Raw genomic sequence first — 21,801 nt, 5'->3', positions numbered from 1 at the left:
CGTAGCATGGCCACCCATGATTCTCGAACAGCTTAAAGCCCTGGGCAATGACACTCGCATGCAAATGATGGAGTGGCTCAAAGACCCGCTCAGCAATTTCCCGCCTCAGGATCACGGTGATCCTGCGATTGGCGTATGCGTGACCCATTTGCAGCACAAGGCCGGGCTGTCACCTTCTACCGCTTCGGCGCACCTGGCCATTTTGCAGCGTGCCGGGTTTGTCCTGACCACCCGCATCGGCAAATGGACCTACTATCGACGCAATGAACAGGCGATCGACGACTTTGCGGCTAGGCTGAAAATCGAGTTGTAATTTTTACTTATACATTTCGTTATTTCGCGCAATGTAAAAATATGAGGAAGCCCCATGAGCACTAAAGCAATCTTCGTCCAACCCGGCGGCGGTTATCAGAATGTAGTGGTTGGCAGCAGCGAAGCGCGTGCCCCCGGTATCGGTGAAATCACTGTACGTTTACACGCTAACTCTCTGAATTATCATGACTTTGCAGTTGTAAGCGGCATGTGGGGGCCGAGCGAAAAGCGCATCCCCATGGCCGATGGCGCGGGCGAAGTGATTGCCGTTGGCGCTGCGGTGAGCGAGTTCAAGGTTGGCGACTCGGTAGTCAGCACCTTTTTCCCGGACTGGATCGACGGCACACCGCTGGTTGAAGGTTTTGTCACCGTCCCCGGTGACGGCATTGACGGCTACGCCCGTGAGCAAGTGACCGCCCAGGCCACTTCGTTCACCCTCGCTCCCACCGGCTATAGCCATGCCGAAGCATCAACCCTGACCACCGCAGGCCTGACCGCATGGCGCGCGCTGATGGCTGATGACGCCCTCAAGCCTGGCGACACGGTATTGGTACAAGGCACCGGCGGGGTTTCGATTTTCGCCCTGCAATTCGCCAAAATGGCTGGCGCCACGGTGATAGCCACCTCCTCCAGCGACGAGAAACTGGAGCGCCTCAAGGCGTTGGGCGCAGATCACGTGATCAACTACCGCAAGGACGCCCAGTGGGGCGAAACTGCCCTGGCCCTTACTGGTGGTCGCGGTGTTGATCACATCATTGAAGTAGGCGGCCCAGCGACCCTTGAGCAATCGATGATTGCGATTCGGGTGGGCGGCCACATTTCAATCATTGGCATCCTCAGCGGCATAACCGGCGCAATGAACTTCGTGCCGATGCTGATCAAGCAAGTACGCCTGCAAGGCGTGCTGGTCGGTAGCCGCAGCCAGCAGCAGGCCATGGTTCGTGCGATCAATGCCAACGGCATGCGCCCCGTGATCGATCGTCACTTCCCGCTGAGCGAGATTGTCGAAGCGTTCAAGTACCAGGAAACCAACCAGCATTTCGGCAAGATCATTCTGGACATCTAAGCCTTCACTTAAGCGAGCGGTACTGATGTGGGAGTGAGCCTGCTCGCGAAGATCTTTACTGGATAATCACGACGCTCTTGAGGCCTTCGCGAGCAGGCGCGCTCCCACAAACACCCCATCCCCACAGCGTAAAAACCTCGACAAAGGCTCTAGCACGGGCCTTTTGTCGATATTTATTGTCTGACAATGTAGAAAATACAGTTGCGATCAATTATCATCCGCGGTTCGCGCAGCACCCTGTTACTCCACTTAAAGAAAATCAAAACGTCGCAGGGTGCTGTTTAAAGGGAATGACCTGAGGCGCTCATGCACCGCTTTACTTTCAGCAAATCATTGATTTGCGCAACATTGGGGATTATCAGCCTGCCGTCTTTCGCGGCGTTGCAACCAGAATCAGAGGCTGCCTTGGCGGGCGAAACCCAAAGAGCCTGCCATTTCAACAAAGATACCAGCACCGATTGCACCACGACCTACCGCTACACCATCCTCACCAACAATGGGCGAGAGATGCTGTCGCGTATTGACTTCAGTTTTCCCGAGACAGATCAACTGGAGATCATCGACGCCCAATCGACACAACCCGGTGCCAAGCCGGTGGCACTTGCCCAATCGCAAATCGACACGCGCATGGCGCCCAACCCGGATCAGGGCTTTTTACGGGCCAGACAAACCTCGATTGCTTTCCCGAACCTGCGCATTGGCACCCGGATCACTTACACCGTGCGCGAGCATACGGCGGCAAAACCGCTGATGGAGCACTTCCATTACCTGATGATGTTCGGCCCTACCCCTGTGCGCTCCGATGGGTTCAAGAGTACTTTTACCGCCGAGCAGCCGATTGTCTGGCGCAGTGAGCTGATGGAAGACTTCACGTTCACCCCGTCTGCCGACAACAAGACACTGGTGATCGAGCAGAAAAAACCGCGTTTCGTGAATTACATCAATGAAGCCGGGAACGCCTATATCCGTGAGATGCCACGGGTTGAAATCGGCAGCTCAAACCAGGTGCAGGAGTATTTTGGCAACCTGGCCACACGCTACAACGAAATTCTGGCTGCCAAGCTGCCTGCTAACGCCGCCAAAGCCGTGTCTGGCCTTAAGGGTTTACCGCCCGCGCAACAAGTGTCCGGTCTGATGCAATTTATCCACGATCAGTACCGTTATCTGGGCGACTGGCGCGCCACAGATCGCGGCTATGTGCCATTTACCTTGAGTGAAATCGAAGCACGTGGTTACGGCGACTGCAAAGACCTTTCGATACTGCTGACTGCCATGTTGAAGGCCAGCGGCATCCAGGCTGAAACCAGCTGGGTCAGCCGCGGCAGCAATCCGTTGGGTCTGCTGCTGCCTGGCACCAGCTCAGCGAATCATGCAATCGTCAGGGCCCAGGTCGACGGCCAGGTCTGGTGGCTTGACCCAACCAACCCGGTGTTCTTGCCGGGTCGCAGCATGCCCGACATCCAGAATCGCTGGGCGTTGGTCGTCGATGCCGAAGGCAAGGTGCGTCAGGATCACATCCCCGAAGCAGCACCGAGCCTGAGCATGGCCGTGAAGAAGTTCGAACACTTCAACCGCGATGGCCAGGCACGCACCACCGCTGAAGTCGAAATGGGCCAGATGACGCTGATGCAGCTCAGCTATGCCGACACCGACTCAGGGGTTTCCGCCACGGATCTGAACTTGTGCAATCACTTTGGCAAGGAAATCAGCGACTGCAAGATCAGCCGCGAGAAAACCGGCTTTGTGGTGCCCGAGCGTTACAAGGTACACGCCACCCTGACTAATTTGCGGGCACTGGAAAACCTGTCCGGGCAGCAAATCTACAAGCCGGCGTTTATGAGCGAGCGCTGGGACAGCCTGATGAACTATCGCCGCACCGGGCAACTGGCTGATTTGTATATGGCGGATCCGGAGAAAGTCACCTACGACATCACGTTGTCAGGTGCCAGGGTTGGCAAACCAATCAACACCTGCTCCGTGAGCTCGCCGTGGTTTGATATGGAACTGAGCAGCAAGCGTAACAAGGATGAGTATCGCTACCTGTACTCCATGACCCAAAAGCACAGTTGGTTAAGTCACGACGAGATCATGAGCGCGCCGTTCGAAGCGATGCTCCAGCAAGCCCGTGCCTGCAACGAAAAGATGCAGCAAGTGGTGCAACTCAACAGCAAGGGCTGATAGCGGCTGGATCACCCACAATCAGCCTGACCCCATTGCGGGGTCAGGCTTTTTTTTGGGTTGTCAGGCGATGGCAGTATCTACCAGCACTTGCGCTTCCTCGACCAGGCGGCTCAGGTGCTCGTCACCGATAAAGCTCTCGGCATAGATTTTGTAGATGTCTTCGGTGCCCGAAGGGCGTGCTGCGAACCAACCGTTTTCGGTCATTACCTTAAGCCCGCCAATCGCTTGGTCGTTGCCTGGGGCATGGCTGAGGATCCGGGTAATGGCTTCACCGGCCAGGCTCGTCGACTTGACTTGCTCGGGTGACAACTTGCCGAGCAGGGCTTTCTGCTGCGGGGTAGCCTTGGCATCGACACGGGTCGAGAACGGCAGGCCCAGCTCTTCAGTCATTTTCTGGTACAGCTGCGAAGGATCACGGCCAGTACGAGCGGTCATTTCTGCGGCCAACAGCGATGGGATCAAGCCATCCTTGTCGGTCGACCAGACGCTGCCGTCCATACGCAGGAACGAAGCCCCGGCACTTTCTTCTCCGCCAAAACCCAACGAGCCTTCGAACAGGCCGTCGGCAAACCACTTGAAGCCTACCGGCACTTCATACAGACGGCGCCCCAGACGCGCAGCAACGCGGTCAATCAAGCCACTGCTGACCACGGTCTTGCCAACCGCAGCATCTGCGCGCCATTGCGGGCGGTTCTGGAACAGGTAGTCGATGGACACAGCCAGATAGTTGTTCGGCGCCAACAAGCCGCCTGATGGCGTAACTATGCCGTGACGATCGTGATCCGGGTCACAGGCGAATGCCACGTCGAAACGCTCTTTAAGCCCGATCAGGCCCTGCATGGCGTAGCTGGAGGACGGGTCCATGCGGATCCGGCCATCCCAGTCCACGCACATGAAGCGGAACGTCGGATCGACCGCGGTGTTCACCACTTCCAGATTGAGACCGTAGTGTTCGCCAATCGCCGACCAGTAGCGCACACCGGCGCCACCCAGCGGGTCGACGCCCAGACGCAAATTGGCACCGCGCAGGGTGTCCATGTCGATCACGTTTTTCAGATCGGCAACATAGGTGTTCAGGTAGTCATGGCGGTGCGTGGTGCTGGCCTTGAGTGCCTGCTCATAGCTGATGCGCTTGACCCCGGCCAGTTTGGCCGCCAGCAGTTCATTGGCCTTGGCTTCGATCCATTTGGTGACATCGGTATCGGCCGGGCCACCGTTAGGCGGGTTGTACTTGAAGCCACCGCTTTCAGGCGGGTTGTGCGACGGTGTAATCACCACGCCATCTGCCAGGCCGGTGGAGCGGCCACGGTTGTAGCAGATAATTGCGTGGGAAATGGCTGGCGTCGGGGTGTACTCGTCGCCCGCGGCAATCATGGTTTCGACACCATTGGCGGCAAACACTTCCAGGGCGCTGGCACCGGCCGGGGTCGACAGTGCGTGGGTGTCGATACCGACAAACAGTGGGCCGTTGATACCCTTCATTTGACGGTAGAGGCAAATGGCCTGGCTGATAGCCAACACATGCCACTCATTGAAGCTCAGCTCAAACGAACTGCCGCGGTGCCCGGAAGTACCAAAGGCGACCCGTTGCGTGGCGATCGCTGCATCGGGTTGACCGGTATAATAAGCGGTCACCAGTCGCGGTATATCGACCAGCAACTGAACGGGAGCCGGTTTGCCCGCAAGAGGACTGAGTGTCATGCAAAACCTCGGGAAATTAATGATTCGGAGGAAAAAAAAACAGTTTACTGGCAGTTCGACATTGGCGAGAAGCAATCTATCCACGCCACGTGCTCTGTTTTGCACTTTAATGCACTATTCGTTGTCTGATATTGATCCAGACACGTTGTTTAATTCACCTGGGTATACATTTTTAGTTCTGAAATAAGGAAGCAGCATGAAACCACTGGTGATCAGTGCAGCCGTATTACTCTCCCTGAGTACGCTGTGCAGCGTGGCCAACGCCGCCAAACTGGAAGACGTCGCCCCCTACCCTAAAGCCGAAGCGGGCTTTAGCCGTCAGGTCATTCAACTGCCAAAACAGAAGAATGAAGACGACTTCAAAGTACAAATCATCGCGGGCAAGACCTTGCAGGTCGACTGCAATCAGCAGCGCCTGGGCGGTAAGCTGGAAGAAAAGACCCTCAAGGGCTGGGGCTACCCGATGTATCGCCTGAGCAAGGTCAGCGGCCCCATGAGCACCATGATGGCCTGCCCTGAAGGCAAGGCGCATCCCGAGTTTGTGCCGGTCGTGGGTGAAGGGTTCATGTTGCGTTACAACAGCAAGCTGCCAATCGTGGTGTACGTGCCCAAGGGTATCGAAGTGCGTTACCGGATCTGGTCGGCCTCCAAGCAGATCAAGCAGGCTGTGAGCGAGTAAGCACTGCCTGATTTGTTTCCGTGGGAACGGGCTTGCTCGCGATGAAAGCACCGCGCTATCTCGGATCAACCGCGTTACCGGTGTCGCGAGCAAACCACTCCCACAAGATGACTGTGGCTACTGCAAACCCACGCGATACAGCACGCCATCGTCCTCGTCGGTCAACACATACAAATAACCATCCGGGCCTTGGCGTACGTCGCGGATACGTGCCTTGAGATCACCCAGCAAGCGTTCCTCATGCACTACCTTGTCGTCGCTCAGTTGTAGCCGGATCAGCTCTTGATCTGCCAAGGCGCCAATAAACAGGCTGTGCTGCCAAGGCTTGAAACGGTCCGAGTCGTAGAAGGCCATGCCACTGATGCCGGGCGACCTCTCCCATACGTGATGCGGGCCAAGTGTGCCTTCGGCGGTTTTGCCCTGAGCTTCGGAGATCGGCAGTGAAGAGTAGTCAACGCCGTGAGTTGCCAGCGGCCAACCATAGTTTTTGCCGCGCTCGATCAGGTTGATTTCATCTCCCCCCTTGGGACCGTGTTCGTGTGTCCACAGGGTCCCCGTCCATGGGTTCAGCGCAGCGCCCTGTTGATTGCGATGCCCGTATGACCAGATTTCCGGCCTCACGCCTTTCTGGCCGACAAAAGGGTTATCGCTGGGGATACGTCCGTCCGGGTAGATGCGCACAACCTTGCCCTGTAACTTATCGAGGTCCTGTGAGGTCGGGCGCTGGTTGTTTTCGCCCAGGGCAATAAACAGGTAACCGTCACGGTCGAACACCAGGCGTGAGCCAAAGTGATTGCCGGTAGACAGCTTGGGTTGCTGACGAAAAATCACTTCAAAGTTGCTCAAACGGGTCAAATCATCCGACAAGCGTCCGCGGCCAACGGCGGTTCCCGCCTTTCCATCTTCCCCTCCTTCGGCGTACGACAAATACACCAGTCGGTCTTCGGCAAAGCTTGGCGACAACACCACATCGAGCAGGCCGCCCTGCCCTTTGGCCCACACCTTTGGCACCCCCGATAGCGGCGCCGATAGTTTGCCCTCAGGGCTTACAACGCGCAGGTTACCTGGGCGTTCGGTCACCAACATGCCTTGTTTGTCAGGCAGGAAAGCCAGCGCCCACGGATGATCAAGCCCTTCTACGATCGCAGTTGCGGTAACCGTTCCAGCCTCGGAAGCAAACGTCTTCTGCGCATCGGCCTGAACCGATAACGTAACGTTGAGCAGCGAAGCGGCGCACAACGTGGCCAGCAAGGTTTTTCTCAACATCAGTCATTCCTTGTTCGATTATGGTTTGTCTCGCGGTTGTAGCGACGGAGCGGTCGGTTTGAGGGTCTGAGGGGGCGCTTGGTTTCGCTGGTAACCATTGCCTATTCTGCCGTTGTCGATGCCCTGGTTTGGCTGCATGGGGACGGTCGACGGTCCTCTTGGGCCGGGCACTGAAGGTCCCGAGCCCTGACGGCTGTTGGGATTTATGCGCTGGATGACATTATTCGCGGGTGGGGTATTGGTTAACGGGGTGTTTTGCGCCATCAGCGCGCTGCGGTTAGTTGGCGTTGAGCCATCCGTGACATTTGAACCCGCTTGCGCCTGGAAGGTAAGTATCCCCCCTATCAGCAGCAAAAGACTGAATTTAACCGTATGCATCACACCCTCCATTTCTGGTCGACCTTAAACCTTTGATGGCCCTGTGAGTGACAGGTTCGGTTTCACGGTCAAATAAACGTGTCAGGTGTCGATTTCAGGGCCAATCTCGATCACTGTTGACTCTCGCGCTTGCGCCAGAAGCGCCTCGCGGCAAACTTGATAGCAGTCTTCGATATGGCCATTGCCGACCATTTTCATCACCCCGAAGCTGATGGTGGCAGCCACCGCCTGGCCCACAAACGGGACGAAGCGAATCACTGACTTGGTCGCCACTTTGGCGCCCATCTTGCGTACCAGCGACATGACCAGCGTTCGGCTGATGAACTTGCCGATAACTTCACTGCCAATACCGGTGACAGCCACGATAATCAAACGTTTCGAGCGCGAGTCCATTTGCTCGATCTGATGCGGGGTTAACCCGAATTTACCGTTGATCGCGGGCAACATCTCAACCAGTAGCGCCACATCAGTGCCAATATCGAGGCCCGGCAGCGGGATTGCGGCGGCACCTGCCGACACTGCGGAGCGTTTGGTGACCATGGACCTGCACTCGTCACGAATGCGATCAAGTTCGGCTAATGATCTGATTAACATAGAGTTCCCCGACAGTTAGAGATAAAACCAGCGTAGTCTACTACGCCCTTCTGACCAGCAAGGCAGGCCTGTCTTTATATAGAGGGGTAACCGGGCAGGAAATTCACAACAGCTGGGGAGTTTTTAGCCGCAGGTGGGCTCAAGCATAGGGGCAGCCTGTACTCTTGCGAAGTACAGGCCTGGGGCGCGAGGTTATACGTCTTTTTTGACTTTGGCCCATTCAGCCTTGAGCTTGGACACGAAAGATTCTTTTGGGGTTTCCTTGCAGGCAGTCACCACCAGCGGGGTGATTTTAGCGATGCCGTCTACATCCAGTACTGCATCTTCAACTTTGCCTTTTTTGTTAATGGCTTCACCCAAACCCACGGCGGTCGGCTGGAAGCTTTCGTCCACCGCCAGGAAATCAGCGCACGTCCACTGTGCGACGGGTTGTTTGGTTTCAGCCTGAACCAACGAAGACAGTGCAACCAGACCCACAGCGCCCACAAACAGAATGTGCTTCTTCATATATAAATATCCCTATTTTCAAAGATTCAGTAACATGTGTTCTGCCGCAAAGAACATAGTATCGAATGTTGTGTCTGTCAAAAAAACAACCAACTTATCAGCAACTTCATCGCCATGCGCCGACCTGATAATATTTAACACTCAACATCAAGCCACACCAACTCGCGCGCGATAACTTTATAAGCTCGCCCCTGATTCAGCCATCTGCTCACCCAGCCGGCTGGGTGGTAATACGTTTGCTTTTATTGAGAAAGAATAACTTTCATCGCCTTCTCCTTTGCCGCGTTCCCGAACACCTCATATGCCTGGAGGATGTCAGACAGTGCAAAGCGGTGAGTAATCAACTTGCCTGCATCGATTTTTCCGGATTGCACGGTTTTCATCAGCATGGGCGTTGTATTGGTGTTGACCAGCCCGGTTGAAATAGTGACGTTTTGAATCCACAGTTTTTCCAGATGCAGCTCAACGCTTTTTCCATGAACCCCAACGTTGGCGATACTCCCGCCCGGAGCGATCACCGATTGACAGGTATCGAAGGATGCCGGGATGCCTACCGCTTCAATTGCAACATCTACCCCGACCCCTTGGGTCAGCTCGAAAATACGTTCAACCGCATTTTGCGTATTGATATCGATGACATCTGTAGCTCCAAAGCGCAAGGCGACTTCGAGCCGATTGGTATCGCCATCCACCATGATCAACTGAGCCGGAGAGTAAAACTGTGCAGTCAGCAGCGCAGCCATCCCTACTGGGCCCGCACCAACGATCACAACACTGTCACCCGGCTTGACCTTGCCCGCGAGTACGCCAATTTCAAACCCGGTGGGCAAAATATCGCTCAGCATTACCAGGGCTTCCTCATCCGCGCCTGCCGGCACCGGATACAGGCTGTTATCGGCATGGGGAATACGCACATATTCAGCCTGGGTGCCGTCAATCAGATGCCCCAGGATCCAGCCGCCATCAGCACAATGGGAATACATCTGGCGGCGACAGTTGGCGCAACTGCCACATGAGGTGATGCATGAAATCAGGACATGGTCACCGGGCTTGAAATTGCGTATGGCCGAGCCGACTGCCTCTACCACCCCTACCCCTTCATGACCCAAAACTGTGCCTTGGGTAACTTCTGGCACATCGCCTTTGAGAATGTGCAAATCCGTACCGCAGATGGTGGTGTGGAGGATTCGTACAATGGCGTCAGTCGGTTTATCAATGACCGGCTTTGGGATATCGGCCCAGGCTTTTTCGCCAGGCCCCTGATAGGTGAGCGCTTTCATGATGGCTTTCCTTTACCGGATCAAAAATCATCAACAGCTGCCACTCAGGTGCACCCCTCACGGCAGCCCTCAAAATCATTGATGCAGTTAAGCAGCCTTTTTCAGGCGCGCCCTTGCCGCAGGTCACAAAAAGCGTTTCCTGACTAGCGGTGCGGATGAACCGTGAAAAATACCAGCTTGGTCACAATTGGGCGTACCACCAGAATGCACAGGAACGCGACAGGCATCGCCAACTGATAGGCATGCAGCGCATTGCTTAGGAAATTACCCTCAATCCCGGAGTTTGCTGCAGTGATCACCAGCGACATCAAAAACGCCATGATCGTTGCCATGTAAAAAGCGAACACGTACGGCGTAGCACGTGCTGTGAGCTTGAAACGTGTCGTAGAAGCGGTATCGGAAGATGCTTTTGATGTCATGACAGGCCCTTTTAAGCGTTGAATTTCAGGAGGCATGAACCTTAACAAGATCAAAAACAGGCAACTAGACGCTTACGCATAGTTACTTTATAAAGAAAAACTTACGAATAGCCTTTGGGAGCCAACCAACGTGAACCTGTTAGCGGCGATTGCCTGCTTTATCAAAGTGGTAGAAACAGGCTCCATCGTGGGGGCAGCCAAAAACCTGGGGGTTAGCGCACCAGCTGTGAGCCAGACCATCAACCGCCTGGAAGAGCATCTGGGGGCGCGTCTGCTACAACGCACCACGCGCAGTATGGCGCTGACCGAAAACGGTGCGCTGTACTTCGCGCGGGTGCAGCGCATTGCTTCAGATCTGGATTCGGCACAAATGGCCATTAGCACTGGCGAAACCGAGCTTCAAGGACGGCTGTGTATTGCAGCGTCCTCCGCCTTCGGGCGGCATGTATTGGCGCCATTGATTGCCGGTTTTGCTGAACGCCACCCGCGCCTGGCCCTTGAGCTGCGCACCACCGATGGCAAGATCAATCATATTCAGGATGGAATCGACCTGAGCCTGCGGATCAAACCGCAACTGGAAGAAGGCATCGTAGCGCGCAAAATTGCTTCAATCCCTTTTGTAGTTTGCGCATCCCCAGCCTATCTGGAGCACGCCGGCATCCCGCGGACCCCTGAAGAACTCCAGCAACATGCCTGCCTGGCCTTTCGCTACCCGTTGGACGGACGGCTGTTGCGCTGGGGGTTTATTCGCGAGGGGGAGCACTATTACGCAACGTTGAATTTCACCGCGATCAGTGACGATATCGATGCGCTGGCTCAAATGGCCATCCACGGCGCCGGGATCGCACGTCTGGCCGAGTTCGTAGCTGCATCCTGGATCGAATCAGGCCAACTGGTTGCCCTGCTTGAGCACAGCCATGAATCGAGTGAATCTAGCGCCGAACCGCTGGATATATATGCCTGTGTTCAGGATCGCGCAGCCATAACTGCCAAAGTTAAAGCGTTTATGGATTACTTGACCGAGCATCTGGGCCAGCGCTGGCCAAAGGAAATTACCGTCAGCGCCCAATCGAGTGCATAGCCATGTTTTAGAGCGCACTAAAGTGGTGCGCAACTCATATGGATTACATTCATAATTTAATGCATTCGAAACGCGCTATAAGCCTTTAATTTTTAATATATTTACGTTATTCATCGAAAATAAACCTGCTCAGACACATTTCTTATTTATAACGCGCTGTTACACTCATGTCATAATGCCATTTATGGAAGAGTCATATGAACGTAACAAATAAGCGTGGCTGGAAATGGGCATACCGCAAGTTGCGCGATCTGCACTGCTCGCGCGCTTCTGCGGCCTACAGGGCTGCCCTTTACGTACTCCGCGGCGATACGGGCACCTTTATATGTGAAGTAACGCACAAAAAAATTCGAATAAACCGTTGATCGGCCTACTGTAAAGTTATTGGGCAGCATCTCGTGGGAGGCTTGTTAAAACCAACTCTTACTTGAGGCTGTTGCTTACAAGACAGCAACAAGTCAATTAACTAAAAAGAATATACTTATTCTTTTATTATCAGTCTTGGCCAACACAGCTCTGGCTCACAGGTGCCAACGGCGTACCACAACGACGCTGGCGCCACCCAGCATCAGATGCTCTCCTGCAGAATCCAGCTCGCCCCCGCCTGTCGGCATCGTTCATGGCATAGCTGGATGGGCAGTAGAGAATTACCCTATGGCGTCCTTGCGTCACAAATGAGCCTACCCGGTAAATAAACCCCTGTTTTGCGCCACCAAAGGCATCCTGCCCAAGAAAAGCTGGGGATACGCTACCACCTGCCATATAACTGTCGTCACACCTATGCGACAATATGCTCAATGTCCGGCATGAATCCCGCCTTTATTGCTCAGCAACTTGGCCGTAGCGTCCAAATGTTGCTCTTTACTTATGCGCGCTGGCTTAACCCTAGCGGTGATCGGGATGAGATGGAAAAGCTCTTGAATGGCCCAGGATTGGCCCAAGCGACAAAAGCACACCGCGTAACTCCTTGATAGGTAACCCCTTTGATCTCCACAGCTAACATCACGATGCAGTTCGGCGCAAAGCCGCTTTTCGAGAACGTTTCCGTAAAATTTGGTGCTGGTAACCGTTATGGCCTGATCGGTGCCAACGGTTGCGGCAAGTCCACCTTCATGAAAATCCTCGGCGATGATCTTGAACCGTCTGGCGGCCAGGTCATGCTGGAGCCGAACGTGCGTCTGGGTAAATTGCGCCAGGACCAGTTCGCTTACGAAGAATTCACCGTTCTCGACACCGTGATCATGGGTCACGAGGAGCTGTGGAAGGTCAAGGCCGAGCGCGATCGCATCTATTCGCTGCCGGAAATGACTGAAGCAGACGGCATGGCCGTTGCCGAACTCGAAACCGAGTTTGCAGAAATGGACGGTTATACCGCCGAATCCCGCGCTGGCGAGCTGCTGCTGGGCCTGGGTATTGGTATCGAACAGCACAACGGCCCGATGAGCGAAGTGTCGCCGGGTTGGAAGTTGCGTGTTCTGCTGGCTCAGGCGCTGTTTTCGAACCCTGAAGTACTGCTGCTCGACGAACCAACCAACCACTTGGATATCAACACTATCCGCTGGCTGGAAAACATTCTGACTCAGCGCAACAGCCTGATGATTATCATCTCTCACGATAGGCACTTCCTGAACAGTGTCTGCACCCACATGGCTGACCTGGACTACGGCGAACTGCGTCTGTTCCCGGGCAACTATGACGAGTACATGACCGTCGCCACCCAATCGCGCGAGCAACTGCTGTCGGAAAACGCCAAGAAAAAGGCTCAGATCAACGAGCTGCAAGCGTTCGTCAGCCGCTTCTCGGCCAACGCCTCGAAATCCAAGCAGGCCAGCTCCCGTGCCAAGGCGATCGACAAGATCACCCTGGCCGAGGTCAAGCCTTCGAGCCGTGTCAGCCCGTTCATCCGCTTTGAACAGAACAAAAAGCTGCACCGCCAGGCAGTCATGGTCGAGCACATGGCCAAAGGCTTTGATGGCAAGATTCTGTTCAAGGACTTCAGCTTCACCGTTGAAGCCGGCGAGCGCGTCGCGATCATTGGCCCGAACGGTATCGGTAAAACTACCCTGCTGCGCACCCTGGTCAACGAACTGACCCCGGATGCCGGTACTGTGAAGTGGACTGACGCTGCGGAGCTGGGCTACTACGCCCAGGACCATGCCCACGACTTCGAAGACGACATGACCCTGTTCGACTGGATGGGCCAGTGGACTCAAGGCGAGCAAATGGTACGTGGCACCTTGGGCCGCATGCTGTTCTCCAACGATGACATCCTCAAGTCAGTCAAAGTGATTTCCGGTGGTGAACAAGGTCGCATGCTGTTCGGCAAGCTGATCTTGCAAAAGGCCAACGTGCTGATCATGGACGAACCAACCAACCACTTGGATATGGAGTCCATCGAAGCACTGAACCTGGCACTCGAGAACTATCCGGGTACTCTGGTATTCGTCAGCCATGACCGTGAGTTCGTATCCTCGCTGGCCACTCGTATTATCGAGCTGAGCCCAAGCGGCGTGATCGACTTCAGCGGCACCTACGATGACTACCTGCGCAGCCAAGGCGTTGTGTTCTGATTTCAGACACCCCGTATCGCTAAGCAACTAGTCGTAACGAAAACCCCGTCCTGGTGACGGGGTTTTTCGTTTTAAGACGGGTTACCTGACAAACCGCAGCGCCTGCATCACGAGCAAGCTCGCTCCCGCAGGTTTTGTGGGAGCGAACATAGTTAGCCTGCTTTCATTTATCCCGACGCCGCGCCATCATGCCGATCATCGATCGTCAGCCGGATTATGTGCTTATGCCTGCGCAACACCCCTCCCCCACGAGCTCCCTGTCGGTCACCCTGCAAATTTTGTCGATCGTGTTTTACACCTTCATTGCGTTTATCTGCATTGGCCTGCCGATTGCCGTGCTGCCGGGCTACGTACATGACCAACTGGGCTTCAGCGCCGTGGTCGCGGGGCTGACCATCGCTTCGCAATACCTGGCAACGCTGCTCAGCCGTCCCTCGGCCGGGCGACTGGTAGACAGCCTCGGGACCAAGCCCGCCATCGTCTATGGCCTGATCGGGATCGCCATAAGCGGTGTGCTCACCTCCCTGGCAGTGGCGCTTCAAGGCTGGCCTTTGCTGAGCTTGTGCATTTTGATTGTCGGCCGGGTTTTTCTCGGCATCGCCCAAGGCCTGATCGGTGTCGGCACGATCAGTTGGGGGATCGCCCAGGTCGGCTCTCAACACACCGCCCGGGCAATTGGCTGGAACGGCATCGCCTCCTACGGCGCTATCGCCATTGGGGCACCGCTGGGTGTGGTGATGATCGACCAGTTGGGCTTCGCCAGTCTTGGGGTGACCCTGCTACTGCTGGCTCTACTGGCGTTGCTGCTGATTCGCAAAAAACCATCCATCCCGATAATCAGCGGCGTACGCCTGCCCTTTTGGTCGGTGTTCAGCCTGATTGCCCCGTACGGCATCAGCCTGACCCTGGCCTCCATTGGCTATGGCACGCTGACCACGTTTATTACCTTGTTTTATATCGATCGCGGTTGGACCGGGGCGGCCTATTGCCTGTCGGTTTTCGGCGTGTGTTTTATTCTTGCGCGGCTGATTTTCACCAATAGCATCAATCGTTTTGGCGGCTACAGCGTGGCGATCGGCTGTATGAGCATCGAAACCGTCGGCCTGATATTGCTGTGGCTGGCACCCTCGACCAACTATGCCCTGATTGGCGCTGGTCTGACCGGCTTTGGCCTGTCTCTGGTGTACCCGGCGCTAGGCGTTGAGGCAGTCAAGCAAGTGCCGGTCTCAAGCAGAGGCGCGGGGCTAAGTGCTTATGCGGTGTTTTTCGATTTGGCGCTGGCCATTGCGGGGCCGATCATGGGGGCCATTGCGCTGAACATGGGTTATCCGTGGATTTTCTTCAGCGCGGCAGTGATGTGTTGCATGGGCTTGCTGTTGAGTCTGGGGTTGGCGCGGCGCGCGGCTGCTTAGATCACTGGTCGGCAGTACGCATTCCGGTGTGCGGGTGGGCCTGCAAAGTCTTGCTGAAAAACCGGCCCGCCTCGTAAATCAGGTCGCGATGGATATCCTCTCGATCAACCCCTTGGGCATCCGTACACAAACCAGGCATTGCGGCCATTTGCTCATCGTTGCACGGCGCCATAAATACAAAATGCCCGGCACCGGGAATCACTTTGAACTCTGGTTCTGTCGGGAGCTTGCGCGCCAGAGCATCGGCGTTTTTATCGGGATACACCAGTTTGTCGTTTTCGCCGCTGTACAGCAGCACAGGCACATGCACATCTGCCAGTGTTTGCCTGCCGAACATCAAGCTCAGCGGCGCCAGCAGCAACAGTGAATGCACTCGAGAATCAGCCACAGGCACAAGGTCATCGCGGTCAGCAATCAACTCACCCTTTGTCGTGCAGGCATCATGGTCATCCGGGCGCTCCTGGCAGTAGCGCCGCAAACGGTCCAGATCAGGCTGGGCGCCAGACAGGATCAATGCGGTTTCCCCTCCCGCCGAATAGCCGATCACCCCTACCTGGTCGTCGTAGACATAAGGTGACAAGCTGCGGTCAGCCAATGTCGCGCTGATGGCCGCCGATATCTGCATCGGTCGCCCATAAAGGTTGCTCAGAGTGCCCAGGCGACTGTGGTCTTTATAGTTGTCACCAGGATGCAACACCGCCACCACTACAAAGCCCTTGCGCGCCAGTGACGTGGCCAGGTCATGCAATGCCAGAGGCGTGCCGGTGTTGCCGTGAGAGAGCATCAGCAGCGGGTAGCGGCCCATTGCAATCTTGGCGTCTTCAGTGGCCTCGACCTCATAGCCGCCCATTTTCGTCAGCCCTTCGGCTTCCCTGGAAGGATAAAAGGCGATGGCGCGCATGGGCTGCTCATCCAGCGGATCGAGAAAATTCAGGCGATGAAAACCCACGCCCCACTGGACCGCGGGTTCGGCCTGCACCACAAGAGGGCAATATGCCAGCAGTAATCCCAGTACCATACATAAACGCATCATCGATGCTCACCTTGGCTAGCGTGTGACTTGCAACCGGCAATGCCAGAGCGTTGACCTTCAACTCTGCATAACCCAAGCCAAACGCAAAAAACTCCGTACTCTGGTCATTTCTAGACGTCCAGAGTACAGAGTTTAGCTGTTGCCGCGGTTCAGATAACTTACGCTGCGCTGAACAGATCCTGCTTAATGTGCGCATGAGCATCGTTCATCGCTTTGCTACGCACGTCGTCGCCATAGGCCAAGCCGTGGGCGCGCACAAACTCGATGTCAGTGATCCCCATAAAGCCCAGCATCACTTTCAAGTAGTCCTCATGGGCCACACCTGTCGCCTGGCCAGCATGCAGACCGCCAGAGGTCGACACTACGATCACCTTCTTGTTGCCACACAGGCCTTCAGGGCCAGCTTCGGTGTAACGGAACGTCTGGCCGGCAACTGCAATACGGTCGATCCAGGCCTTGAGCTGGGTTGGAATGGTGAAGTTGTACATCGGTGCCGCGATCACTACCGCGTCAGCCGCCAGAAATTGCGCCAAGGTGTCAGCACTCAATTGCGCTTCGTGCTTTTGCGCCGCATCCCGCAACTCGGCCGGTGTGCCAGCAGCCACCAGGGTCGCGGCCGAAAAATGCTCAATGGCCTCGCTAGCCAGATCGCGGTAACTGACGACAACTTGCGGGTCGGCAGCCTGCCAGGCCTGGACCACTTCACGGCTCAACTGACGCGAAGCCGAGTTGTCGCCCAGAATGCTCGAATCGATATGCAAAAGTTTCATGGTGATCTCCAGATGAGGACCGCACTGGGCGATCTGATGGAGGTAATGCTACCGATGAAAGCAATCGACGATAAGTCAGCCATCGTGCGATAGTTCGTCCTACCTGTAGGACAGTGAGCACGCCATGCAAGACCTGAATGACCTCTATTACTTCGCCAAGGTTGTCGAAGCCGGTGGCTTTGCCGCGGCTGGGCGCCTGCTGGGCGTTCCCAAATCACGCCTGTCGCGCCGGGTCGCCGAACTGGAAGAACGCCTCGGCGCCCGCCTGCTGCAACGCACCACCCGCCAGCTCAAACTGACCGCGGTGGGTGAACGCTACTTGCGCCATTGCCAGGCCATGCTGCTGGAGGCCGAAATGGCCGACGAGGCTGTTGCCAGCATGTCCAGTGAACCACGGGGGCGCCTGCGTGTTACGTGCCCGGTGGGCCTGGCCCATGAATTTATGCCCGGTGTAATCAGCTCGTTCCTGCTGGCCTACCCCCTGGTACAACTGGAAGTCAGCTTGCTCAACCGGCGCGTTGACCTGGTCACCGAAGGCATCGATGTGGCCTTGCGCGTGCGCGAAGAAGGTGATGAGGACCCGTTGCTGGTGACCCGGCGGCTGCGTCAGGCCCGCACCGTGATGGTGGCTACCCCCGAGTTTGCCGGCAAGTGGCCTGTCAGCAATCCTGACGACCTTAAAAACGTCCCGTTGCTGGGAGCGCTCGAGGCGGATCGTATGGTCCATTTGCGCATGCTCGATGAACACGGCAAGGACTGTAATCTGGTACTTGAAGCGCGGCTGGGGATTGACGACTTTATCGTGCGCAAAGCCTGCACCCTGGACGGTCTGGGCTTCACCGTGCTGCCAATGATGTATTGCGAACAGGAACTACAGAATGGCCAGCTTGTTCAACTATTGCCAAAATGGACCTTGCCCGGTGGCTGGCTGCATGCGGTCTACCCGCATAGACGCGGAGTGATGCCTGCGGTCCGAGCCTGGATCGATCACTTGGTCGAATCATTCGAAAGCTGTGGAGACAAACTGCTATGAGCCGCATGACCAAACAGGATGTAGCCGAATTCTGCCGTAGCCTGCCCGGTGCTCAGGAAGCAGTGAAATGGGGTGGTGTTGAGGTGTTTTTTGTCGATGAGAGCAAAATGTTTGCCCTGTTCAACCTGAATAGCGACGGACTCTCGTTCAAGGTCGAGAAAGAGCTGTTTCTAGGTTATATCGACCGTCCAGGCATACGCCCGTCGCCGTATCTGGCGCGGGCGTACTGGATCAACATGCAAGCGCCCTACCCGATGGGCGCTGCAGAACTGCAGGAGCTGTTGCGCCGCTCCCACCAGTTGGTGGTCGGCAAGCTGGCGAAAAAGCGTCAGATCGGTTTGCTGCTCTGATCGCTATAGATCGAGAAAGGTCAGTTTCAGGAACAAAACATCAATCCATACCACCTGATGCACCGCCACGATCAGCCAGAACCAGACCTGATAGGACAGCTTGCGGGTTTTGTGGCGAAACATCTGTTGTGCCACCAATGCCCCCGGCCAGCCGCCAAGCAGCTCAACCCCGTGCAAGACCTTCTCCGGGGTACGCCACTGCCCTGCTTTGGCCTGTTGCTTGTCGTACCAATACAGGCCAAACGCCAGGGCGCTGGCAACCCCATAGACCAACAGCGGCACCCGGCTAACCCCGTGGAGCAGCAGGCTTACCGAGCCGCCCAGGGGCAACGCACAGAGCAGCGCCAACACCAGCAGCTTGAGCTTCAAACCACGGATCGGCGCGCCATGTTGCTCGCGGGCAGCAACCGGCTCGCGCCGTTCTTTAACCTGTTTCTTCACGCCGACGCCGCAGACCAGTCGATCCAGCCGAACTGCCAGGTGGCCAGAATCAGCAGGCCAAACGCAATGCGATACCAGGCGAAGGCCGCATAGCTATGGTTCGAAATAAACTTCAGCAATGCGCGTACCGCGATCATCGCGAAGATAAACGAGGTCACAAAACCGATTGCAAAGACCGGCAAATCGTCAGGCTGGAACAGGTGACGGTACTTGTAACCCGAGTACACCGCCGCACCAACCATGGTTGGCATCGCCAAGAAGAATGAAAACTCGGTGGCCGCCTTGCGCGACAAGCCAAACAGCAGGCCGCCGATAATCGTCGAACCCGAACGCGAAGTGCCTGGAATCATCGCCAGGCATTGCGCGAAGCCGATTTTTACCGCGTCTTTCCAGGTCATGTCGTCCACTGTCTCGGCGCGAATCACATGTTGGCGGCGTTCAGCCCACAACATGATCACACCACCTATCACCAGTGCCGTGGCAACGGTAATCGGGTTGAACAGATACTCGTGGATCACATCGGCGAAAATCACCCCCAATACCACCGCTGGCATTACCGCGATGATCAGGTTGGTGGTAAAGCGCCGTGCTTCAGGTTTGGTGGGCAAACCGACGACAACATCGATGATCTTGCGGCGAAACTCCCAGACCACGGCCAAAATCGCGCCCAGCTGGATGATGATGTTGAACGCCATTGCGCGCTCGCCGCCAAAGTTAAGCAGGTCGGCCACAATAATCTGGTGGCCAGTGCTCGAAATCGGCAAAAACTCCGTCAAGCCTTCAACGACGCCAAGTATCAACGCCTGAGCGGCAGTCCAAAGATCCATTATTCCCCCATAAAGCCCTGCCTCATGCAGAGCTGATTAGTCTTGATTAAGTGTTTGCAACCGCTGCCCTGGAGTGGGTTACAGGTGCGCCATGTTCCCCAGAACGGTGTGAAAAAACTGTCAGAAATCAATAAAGATGCAGCTTTGCCAATTTCGGCCGAGATCCTATCAGACACGTTCCACTTTCGCTGCTAAGACATGCAGGCCAGAAGGCGGTTCAGTGAATCACCACAAGAATAAAAAACCAGGAGTGACCAGTTATGAATACCCTGCGCGGGTTATCCATCAGCCGACGTCTATGGCTGATTTTGATCGTGGCCATCGCCATGCTGCTGGCGTTGGGTTTGCTGATGCTAAAGCAGATACATGACGATTTGTATCAAGGTAAAGCCCAGAAGACGCAGCATGTGGTGCAAGCGGCCAGCGGTGTTCTCAGCTATTACCATGGCCTCGAAACGACAGGCAGTTTAAGCCGTGAAGCCGCGCAACAACAGGCGCTGAGCGTGATCAGCAAACTGCGCTATGACCATGACGACTATTTCTGGATCAATGACCTGCGCCCTTTTATGGTCATGCATCCCACCAACCCCAAGCTCGACGGCAAAGACCTGTCGAGTATCAAGGACCCCGACGGGTTCGCGATTTTTAACGAAATGGCCAACCTGGCCAAAACCAGGGGCGCCGGCATGGTGGACTACCGCTGGCCAAAACCGGGTGCCGACGCACCGGTGCAAAAAACCTCCTATGTACAGCTGTTCGAGCCTTGGGGCTGGGTCATTGGCTCTGGTGTGTATATCGATGACATGCAGGCCGAGTTCCAGGCACAAGCCTGGAAGGCCAGTTGGGCAGGCCTTGGCATCGCGCTGATCATGACGCTGCTGGTTACCCTGATTGCCCGCAGCATCGTGCGCCCCCTGCAAGAGGCGGTGCAGGCCATGGCCAATATTGCCAGCGGCGAAAGCGATCTGACCCGTAGCCTGGATACCCACGGCCAGGATGAAGTCACGCTGTTGGCGCAACACTTCAATGCCTTCACCGCCAAGCTGCGAAATGTAATCAGCCACTTGCAGTCCACCGCCACAGCCTTGGACCAGTCCTCGGCTGAGCTGGGCAACGACGCGACCGACGCACAACAGCGCAGCCAGCAGCAAGCGCTGCAAATGGATCAGGTGGCGACGGCGATCAACGAAGTCACCTACGCCGTGCACGAGGTCGCCAAAAACGCCGAGCACGCGGCCAGTGAAATGCGCGGTGCCCAGTCGCAAGCCGAGCTTGGTCAGCAGAACATCGACAGCAGCCTGCACCAGATCGACCAACTGTCCGGCACCATCAATCAGGCAGTCGAGGTGATCCGCACCCTGGCCACCCAAAGCAGCGAAATCGGCAGCGTGCTGGAAGTGATCCGTTCGATAGCTGATCAAACCAACCTGCTGGCCCTCAACGCGGCGATCGAAGCTGCACGCGCAGGCGAGCAAGGTCGTGGCTTTGCGGTGGTGGCTGACGAGGTTCGACTGCTGGCCCAGCGCACACAGAAATCCACGGCTGAAATCCAGACCATGATCGAGGGCCTGCAAAAACACTCCGAAGCGGCGGTGAATGTGATTGGCAGCAGCAGTCGCGCCTCGCAATTGACCATCGAGCAGGCCACGCAAGCTGGGCAGAGCCTGACCAGCATTGGCCAGGCCCTGAACAACCTTAACGACCTCAACGCCTCGATTGCCAGCGCCACACTGCAACAGGCCCATGTCGTGGAAGACATCAACCAAAATGTAACCCGGGCCGCCGAACTGTCACAGGGCACAGCCCAGGCCGCCGAACAATCGAGCACCGCCAGCGCGCACCTCAAGGAGTTAAGCGTGCAGCTCAATGGGCAACTACGCCAGTTCAAGGTTTAGAAGCAG

20 protein-coding genes and 1 pseudogene are annotated in these 21,801 nt (G+C 56.0%); 11 read left to right on the top strand and 10 right to left on the bottom strand.

What is annotated here, in order from left to right; all coding sequences use genetic code 11:
- The first annotated feature begins 16 nt into the window (after positions 1 to 16).
- From U5A05_RS12245 to U5A05_RS12235, 3 genes are all read left to right on the top strand, one after another.
- A complete protein-coding gene (locus U5A05_RS12245) occupies positions 17 to 313 on the top strand; it encodes an ArsR/SmtB family transcription factor (protein WP_019822791.1) in 297 nt (98 codons plus the stop codon).
- A gap of 54 nt (positions 314 to 367) precedes the next feature.
- Complete coding sequence (locus U5A05_RS12240; protein WP_321833046.1) at positions 368 to 1,378, top strand: zinc-dependent alcohol dehydrogenase family protein; 1,011 nt, start codon at positions 368 to 370, stop codon at positions 1,376 to 1,378.
- 306 nt (positions 1,379 to 1,684) lie between these two features.
- Positions 1,685 to 3,556, top strand: coding sequence for a DUF3857 domain-containing transglutaminase family protein (locus U5A05_RS12235; protein WP_321833044.1), 1,872 nt, complete (start codon positions 1,685 to 1,687; stop codon positions 3,554 to 3,556).
- A 63-nt stretch (positions 3,557 to 3,619) separates the two neighbouring features.
- Here the strand turns inward: U5A05_RS12235 and pgm are convergent, their stop codons facing one another.
- On the bottom strand, positions 3,620 to 5,260 hold the full coding sequence (gene pgm, locus U5A05_RS12230; protein ID WP_321833042.1) for a phosphoglucomutase (alpha-D-glucose-1,6-bisphosphate-dependent): 1,641 nt from the start codon (positions 5,258 to 5,260) through the stop codon (positions 3,620 to 3,622).
- A gap of 196 nt (positions 5,261 to 5,456) precedes the next feature.
- Here pgm and eco point away from each other — a divergent pair, with 196 nt between their 5' ends.
- The gene (gene eco / locus U5A05_RS12225) at positions 5,457 to 5,939 is read left to right on the top strand and encodes a serine protease inhibitor ecotin (RefSeq protein ID WP_261742317.1); all 483 of its coding nucleotides are present in this window, start codon (positions 5,457 to 5,459) and stop codon (positions 5,937 to 5,939) included.
- Between the two features lie 117 nt (positions 5,940 to 6,056).
- Here eco and U5A05_RS12220 read toward each other — a convergent pair whose 3' ends face one another.
- The 5 genes from U5A05_RS12220 to U5A05_RS12200 all read right to left on the bottom strand — a co-directional run bounded on the left by U5A05_RS12220 (position 6,057) and on the right by U5A05_RS12200 (position 10,383).
- Entirely contained in the window at positions 6,057 to 7,205 is a 1,149-nt protein-coding gene (locus U5A05_RS12220) for a PQQ-dependent sugar dehydrogenase (protein ID WP_321833039.1), read from the bottom strand.
- A 459-nt stretch (positions 7,206 to 7,664) separates the two neighbouring features.
- Complete coding sequence (locus U5A05_RS12215) at positions 7,665 to 8,123, bottom strand: hypothetical protein (protein WP_261742315.1); 459 nt, start codon at positions 8,121 to 8,123, stop codon at positions 7,665 to 7,667.
- A gap of 246 nt (positions 8,124 to 8,369) precedes the next feature.
- A complete protein-coding gene (hdeA, locus tag U5A05_RS12210; RefSeq protein ID WP_261742314.1) occupies positions 8,370 to 8,684 on the bottom strand; it encodes an acid-activated periplasmic chaperone HdeA in 315 nt (104 codons plus the stop codon).
- Positions 8,685 to 8,926: 242 nt separating this feature from the next.
- On the bottom strand, positions 8,927 to 9,964 hold the full coding sequence (locus U5A05_RS12205; protein WP_321833037.1) for a zinc-dependent alcohol dehydrogenase family protein: 1,038 nt from the start codon (positions 9,962 to 9,964) through the stop codon (positions 8,927 to 8,929).
- 143 nt (positions 9,965 to 10,107) lie between these two features.
- Complete coding sequence (locus U5A05_RS12200) at positions 10,108 to 10,383, bottom strand: DUF2798 domain-containing protein (protein ID WP_261742427.1); 276 nt, start codon at positions 10,381 to 10,383, stop codon at positions 10,108 to 10,110.
- 130 nt (positions 10,384 to 10,513) lie between these two features.
- Here U5A05_RS12200 and U5A05_RS12195 point away from each other — a divergent pair, with 130 nt between their 5' ends.
- The 4 genes and pseudogenes from U5A05_RS12195 to U5A05_RS12180 all read left to right on the top strand — a co-directional run bounded on the left by U5A05_RS12195 (position 10,514) and on the right by U5A05_RS12180 (position 15,446).
- Positions 10,514 to 11,464, top strand: coding sequence for a LysR family transcriptional regulator (locus U5A05_RS12195; RefSeq protein ID WP_321833035.1), 951 nt, complete (start codon positions 10,514 to 10,516; stop codon positions 11,462 to 11,464).
- 731 nt (positions 11,465 to 12,195) lie between these two features.
- Positions 12,196 to 12,435: pseudogene (locus tag U5A05_RS12190) on the top strand (site-specific integrase); the annotation flags it as partial.
- 12 nt (positions 12,436 to 12,447) lie between these two features.
- On the top strand, positions 12,448 to 14,034 hold the full coding sequence (locus U5A05_RS12185; RefSeq protein WP_261742311.1) for an ABC-F family ATPase: 1,587 nt from the start codon (positions 12,448 to 12,450) through the stop codon (positions 14,032 to 14,034).
- Between the two features lie 224 nt (positions 14,035 to 14,258).
- Positions 14,259 to 15,446, top strand: coding sequence for an MFS transporter (locus U5A05_RS12180; protein WP_321836506.1), 1,188 nt, complete (start codon positions 14,259 to 14,261; stop codon positions 15,444 to 15,446).
- 1 nt (position 15,447) lies between these two features.
- On the opposite strand, the gene U5A05_RS12175 is transcribed toward U5A05_RS12180, so the two are convergent.
- Entirely contained in the window at positions 15,448 to 16,479 is a 1,032-nt protein-coding gene (locus U5A05_RS12175) for an alpha/beta hydrolase family protein (protein ID WP_321833033.1), read from the bottom strand.
- Between the two features lie 158 nt (positions 16,480 to 16,637).
- Positions 16,638 to 17,249, bottom strand: coding sequence for an FMN-dependent NADH-azoreductase (locus tag U5A05_RS12170; RefSeq protein ID WP_261742309.1), 612 nt, complete (start codon positions 17,247 to 17,249; stop codon positions 16,638 to 16,640).
- A gap of 124 nt (positions 17,250 to 17,373) precedes the next feature.
- On the opposite strand from U5A05_RS12170, the gene U5A05_RS12165 reads away from it, so the two are divergent.
- On the top strand, positions 17,374 to 18,282 hold the full coding sequence (locus tag U5A05_RS12165) for a LysR substrate-binding domain-containing protein (RefSeq protein ID WP_261742308.1): 909 nt from the start codon (positions 17,374 to 17,376) through the stop codon (positions 18,280 to 18,282).
- Between the two features lie 5 nt (positions 18,283 to 18,287).
- Positions 18,288 to 18,632, top strand: a complete 345-nt coding sequence (locus U5A05_RS12160) for an MmcQ/YjbR family DNA-binding protein (RefSeq protein ID WP_321836505.1) — start codon at positions 18,288 to 18,290, stop codon at positions 18,630 to 18,632.
- Between the two features lie 3 nt (positions 18,633 to 18,635).
- On the opposite strand, the gene U5A05_RS12155 is transcribed toward U5A05_RS12160, so the two are convergent.
- Together U5A05_RS12155 and U5A05_RS12150 are read right to left on the bottom strand one after the other, a co-directional pair.
- A complete protein-coding gene (locus U5A05_RS12155; protein ID WP_405046597.1) occupies positions 18,636 to 19,073 on the bottom strand; it encodes a DUF1294 domain-containing protein in 438 nt (145 codons plus the stop codon).
- The gene (locus U5A05_RS12150; RefSeq protein ID WP_261742306.1) at positions 19,070 to 19,900 is read right to left on the bottom strand and encodes an undecaprenyl-diphosphate phosphatase; all 831 of its coding nucleotides are present in this window, start codon (positions 19,898 to 19,900) and stop codon (positions 19,070 to 19,072) included. Before U5A05_RS12150 ends, U5A05_RS12155 begins: the two co-directional genes overlap by 4 nt.
- Before the next feature lie 260 nt (positions 19,901 to 20,160).
- On the opposite strand from U5A05_RS12150, the gene U5A05_RS12145 reads away from it, so the two are divergent.
- Complete coding sequence (locus tag U5A05_RS12145) at positions 20,161 to 21,795, top strand: methyl-accepting chemotaxis protein (protein ID WP_321833028.1); 1,635 nt, start codon at positions 20,161 to 20,163, stop codon at positions 21,793 to 21,795.
- The last annotated feature ends 6 nt before the right edge of the window (positions 21,796 to 21,801 follow it).

This window comes from Pseudomonas kulmbachensis (assembly GCF_963681935.1).
In the GTDB taxonomy this organism is placed as follows: Bacteria; Pseudomonadota; Gammaproteobacteria; order Pseudomonadales; family Pseudomonadaceae; genus Aquipseudomonas; species Aquipseudomonas kulmbachensis.
The sequence above is the reverse complement of the archived record's forward strand: the minus strand, read 5'-3'. Positions and strand labels throughout refer to the sequence as shown.

Excerpts from the sequence above, each read along its gene's own strand:
- U5A05_RS12205 (WP_321833037.1), bottom strand. The coding sequence starts at position 9,964 with ATGAAAGCGCTCACCTATCAGGGGCCTGGCGAAAAAGCCTGGGCCGAT.
- U5A05_RS12145 (WP_321833028.1), top strand. The coding sequence starts at position 20,161 with ATGAATACCCTGCGCGGGTTATCCATCAGCCGACGTCTATGGCTGATT.
- eco (WP_261742317.1), top strand. The coding sequence starts at position 5,457 with ATGAAACCACTGGTGATCAGTGCAGCCGTATTACTCTCCCTGAGTACG.
- U5A05_RS12170 (WP_261742309.1), bottom strand. The coding sequence starts at position 17,249 with ATGAAACTTTTGCATATCGATTCGAGCATTCTGGGCGACAACTCGGCT.
- U5A05_RS12235 (WP_321833044.1), top strand. The coding sequence starts at position 1,685 with ATGCACCGCTTTACTTTCAGCAAATCATTGATTTGCGCAACATTGGGG.
- U5A05_RS12200 (WP_261742427.1), bottom strand. The coding sequence starts at position 10,383 with ATGACATCAAAAGCATCTTCCGATACCGCTTCTACGACACGTTTCAAG.
- U5A05_RS12215 (WP_261742315.1), bottom strand. The coding sequence starts at position 8,123 with ATGGTCACCAAACGCTCCGCAGTGTCGGCAGGTGCCGCCGCAATCCCG.
- U5A05_RS12180 (WP_321836506.1), top strand. The coding sequence starts at position 14,259 with ATGCCTGCGCAACACCCCTCCCCCACGAGCTCCCTGTCGGTCACCCTG.
- U5A05_RS12245 (WP_019822791.1), top strand. The coding sequence starts at position 17 with ATGATTCTCGAACAGCTTAAAGCCCTGGGCAATGACACTCGCATGCAA.
- U5A05_RS12150 (WP_261742306.1), bottom strand. The coding sequence starts at position 19,900 with ATGGATCTTTGGACTGCCGCTCAGGCGTTGATACTTGGCGTCGTTGAA.
- U5A05_RS12175 (WP_321833033.1), bottom strand. The coding sequence starts at position 16,479 with ATGATGCGTTTATGTATGGTACTGGGATTACTGCTGGCATATTGCCCT.
- U5A05_RS12240 (WP_321833046.1), top strand. The coding sequence starts at position 368 with ATGAGCACTAAAGCAATCTTCGTCCAACCCGGCGGCGGTTATCAGAAT.
- U5A05_RS12165 (WP_261742308.1), top strand. The coding sequence starts at position 17,374 with ATGCAAGACCTGAATGACCTCTATTACTTCGCCAAGGTTGTCGAAGCC.
- U5A05_RS12160 (WP_321836505.1), top strand. The coding sequence starts at position 18,288 with ATGACCAAACAGGATGTAGCCGAATTCTGCCGTAGCCTGCCCGGTGCT.
- U5A05_RS12220 (WP_321833039.1), bottom strand. The coding sequence starts at position 7,205 with ATGTTGAGAAAAACCTTGCTGGCCACGTTGTGCGCCGCTTCGCTGCTC.
- pgm (WP_321833042.1), bottom strand. The coding sequence starts at position 5,260 with ATGACACTCAGTCCTCTTGCGGGCAAACCGGCTCCCGTTCAGTTGCTG.
- hdeA (WP_261742314.1), bottom strand. The coding sequence starts at position 8,684 with ATGAAGAAGCACATTCTGTTTGTGGGCGCTGTGGGTCTGGTTGCACTG.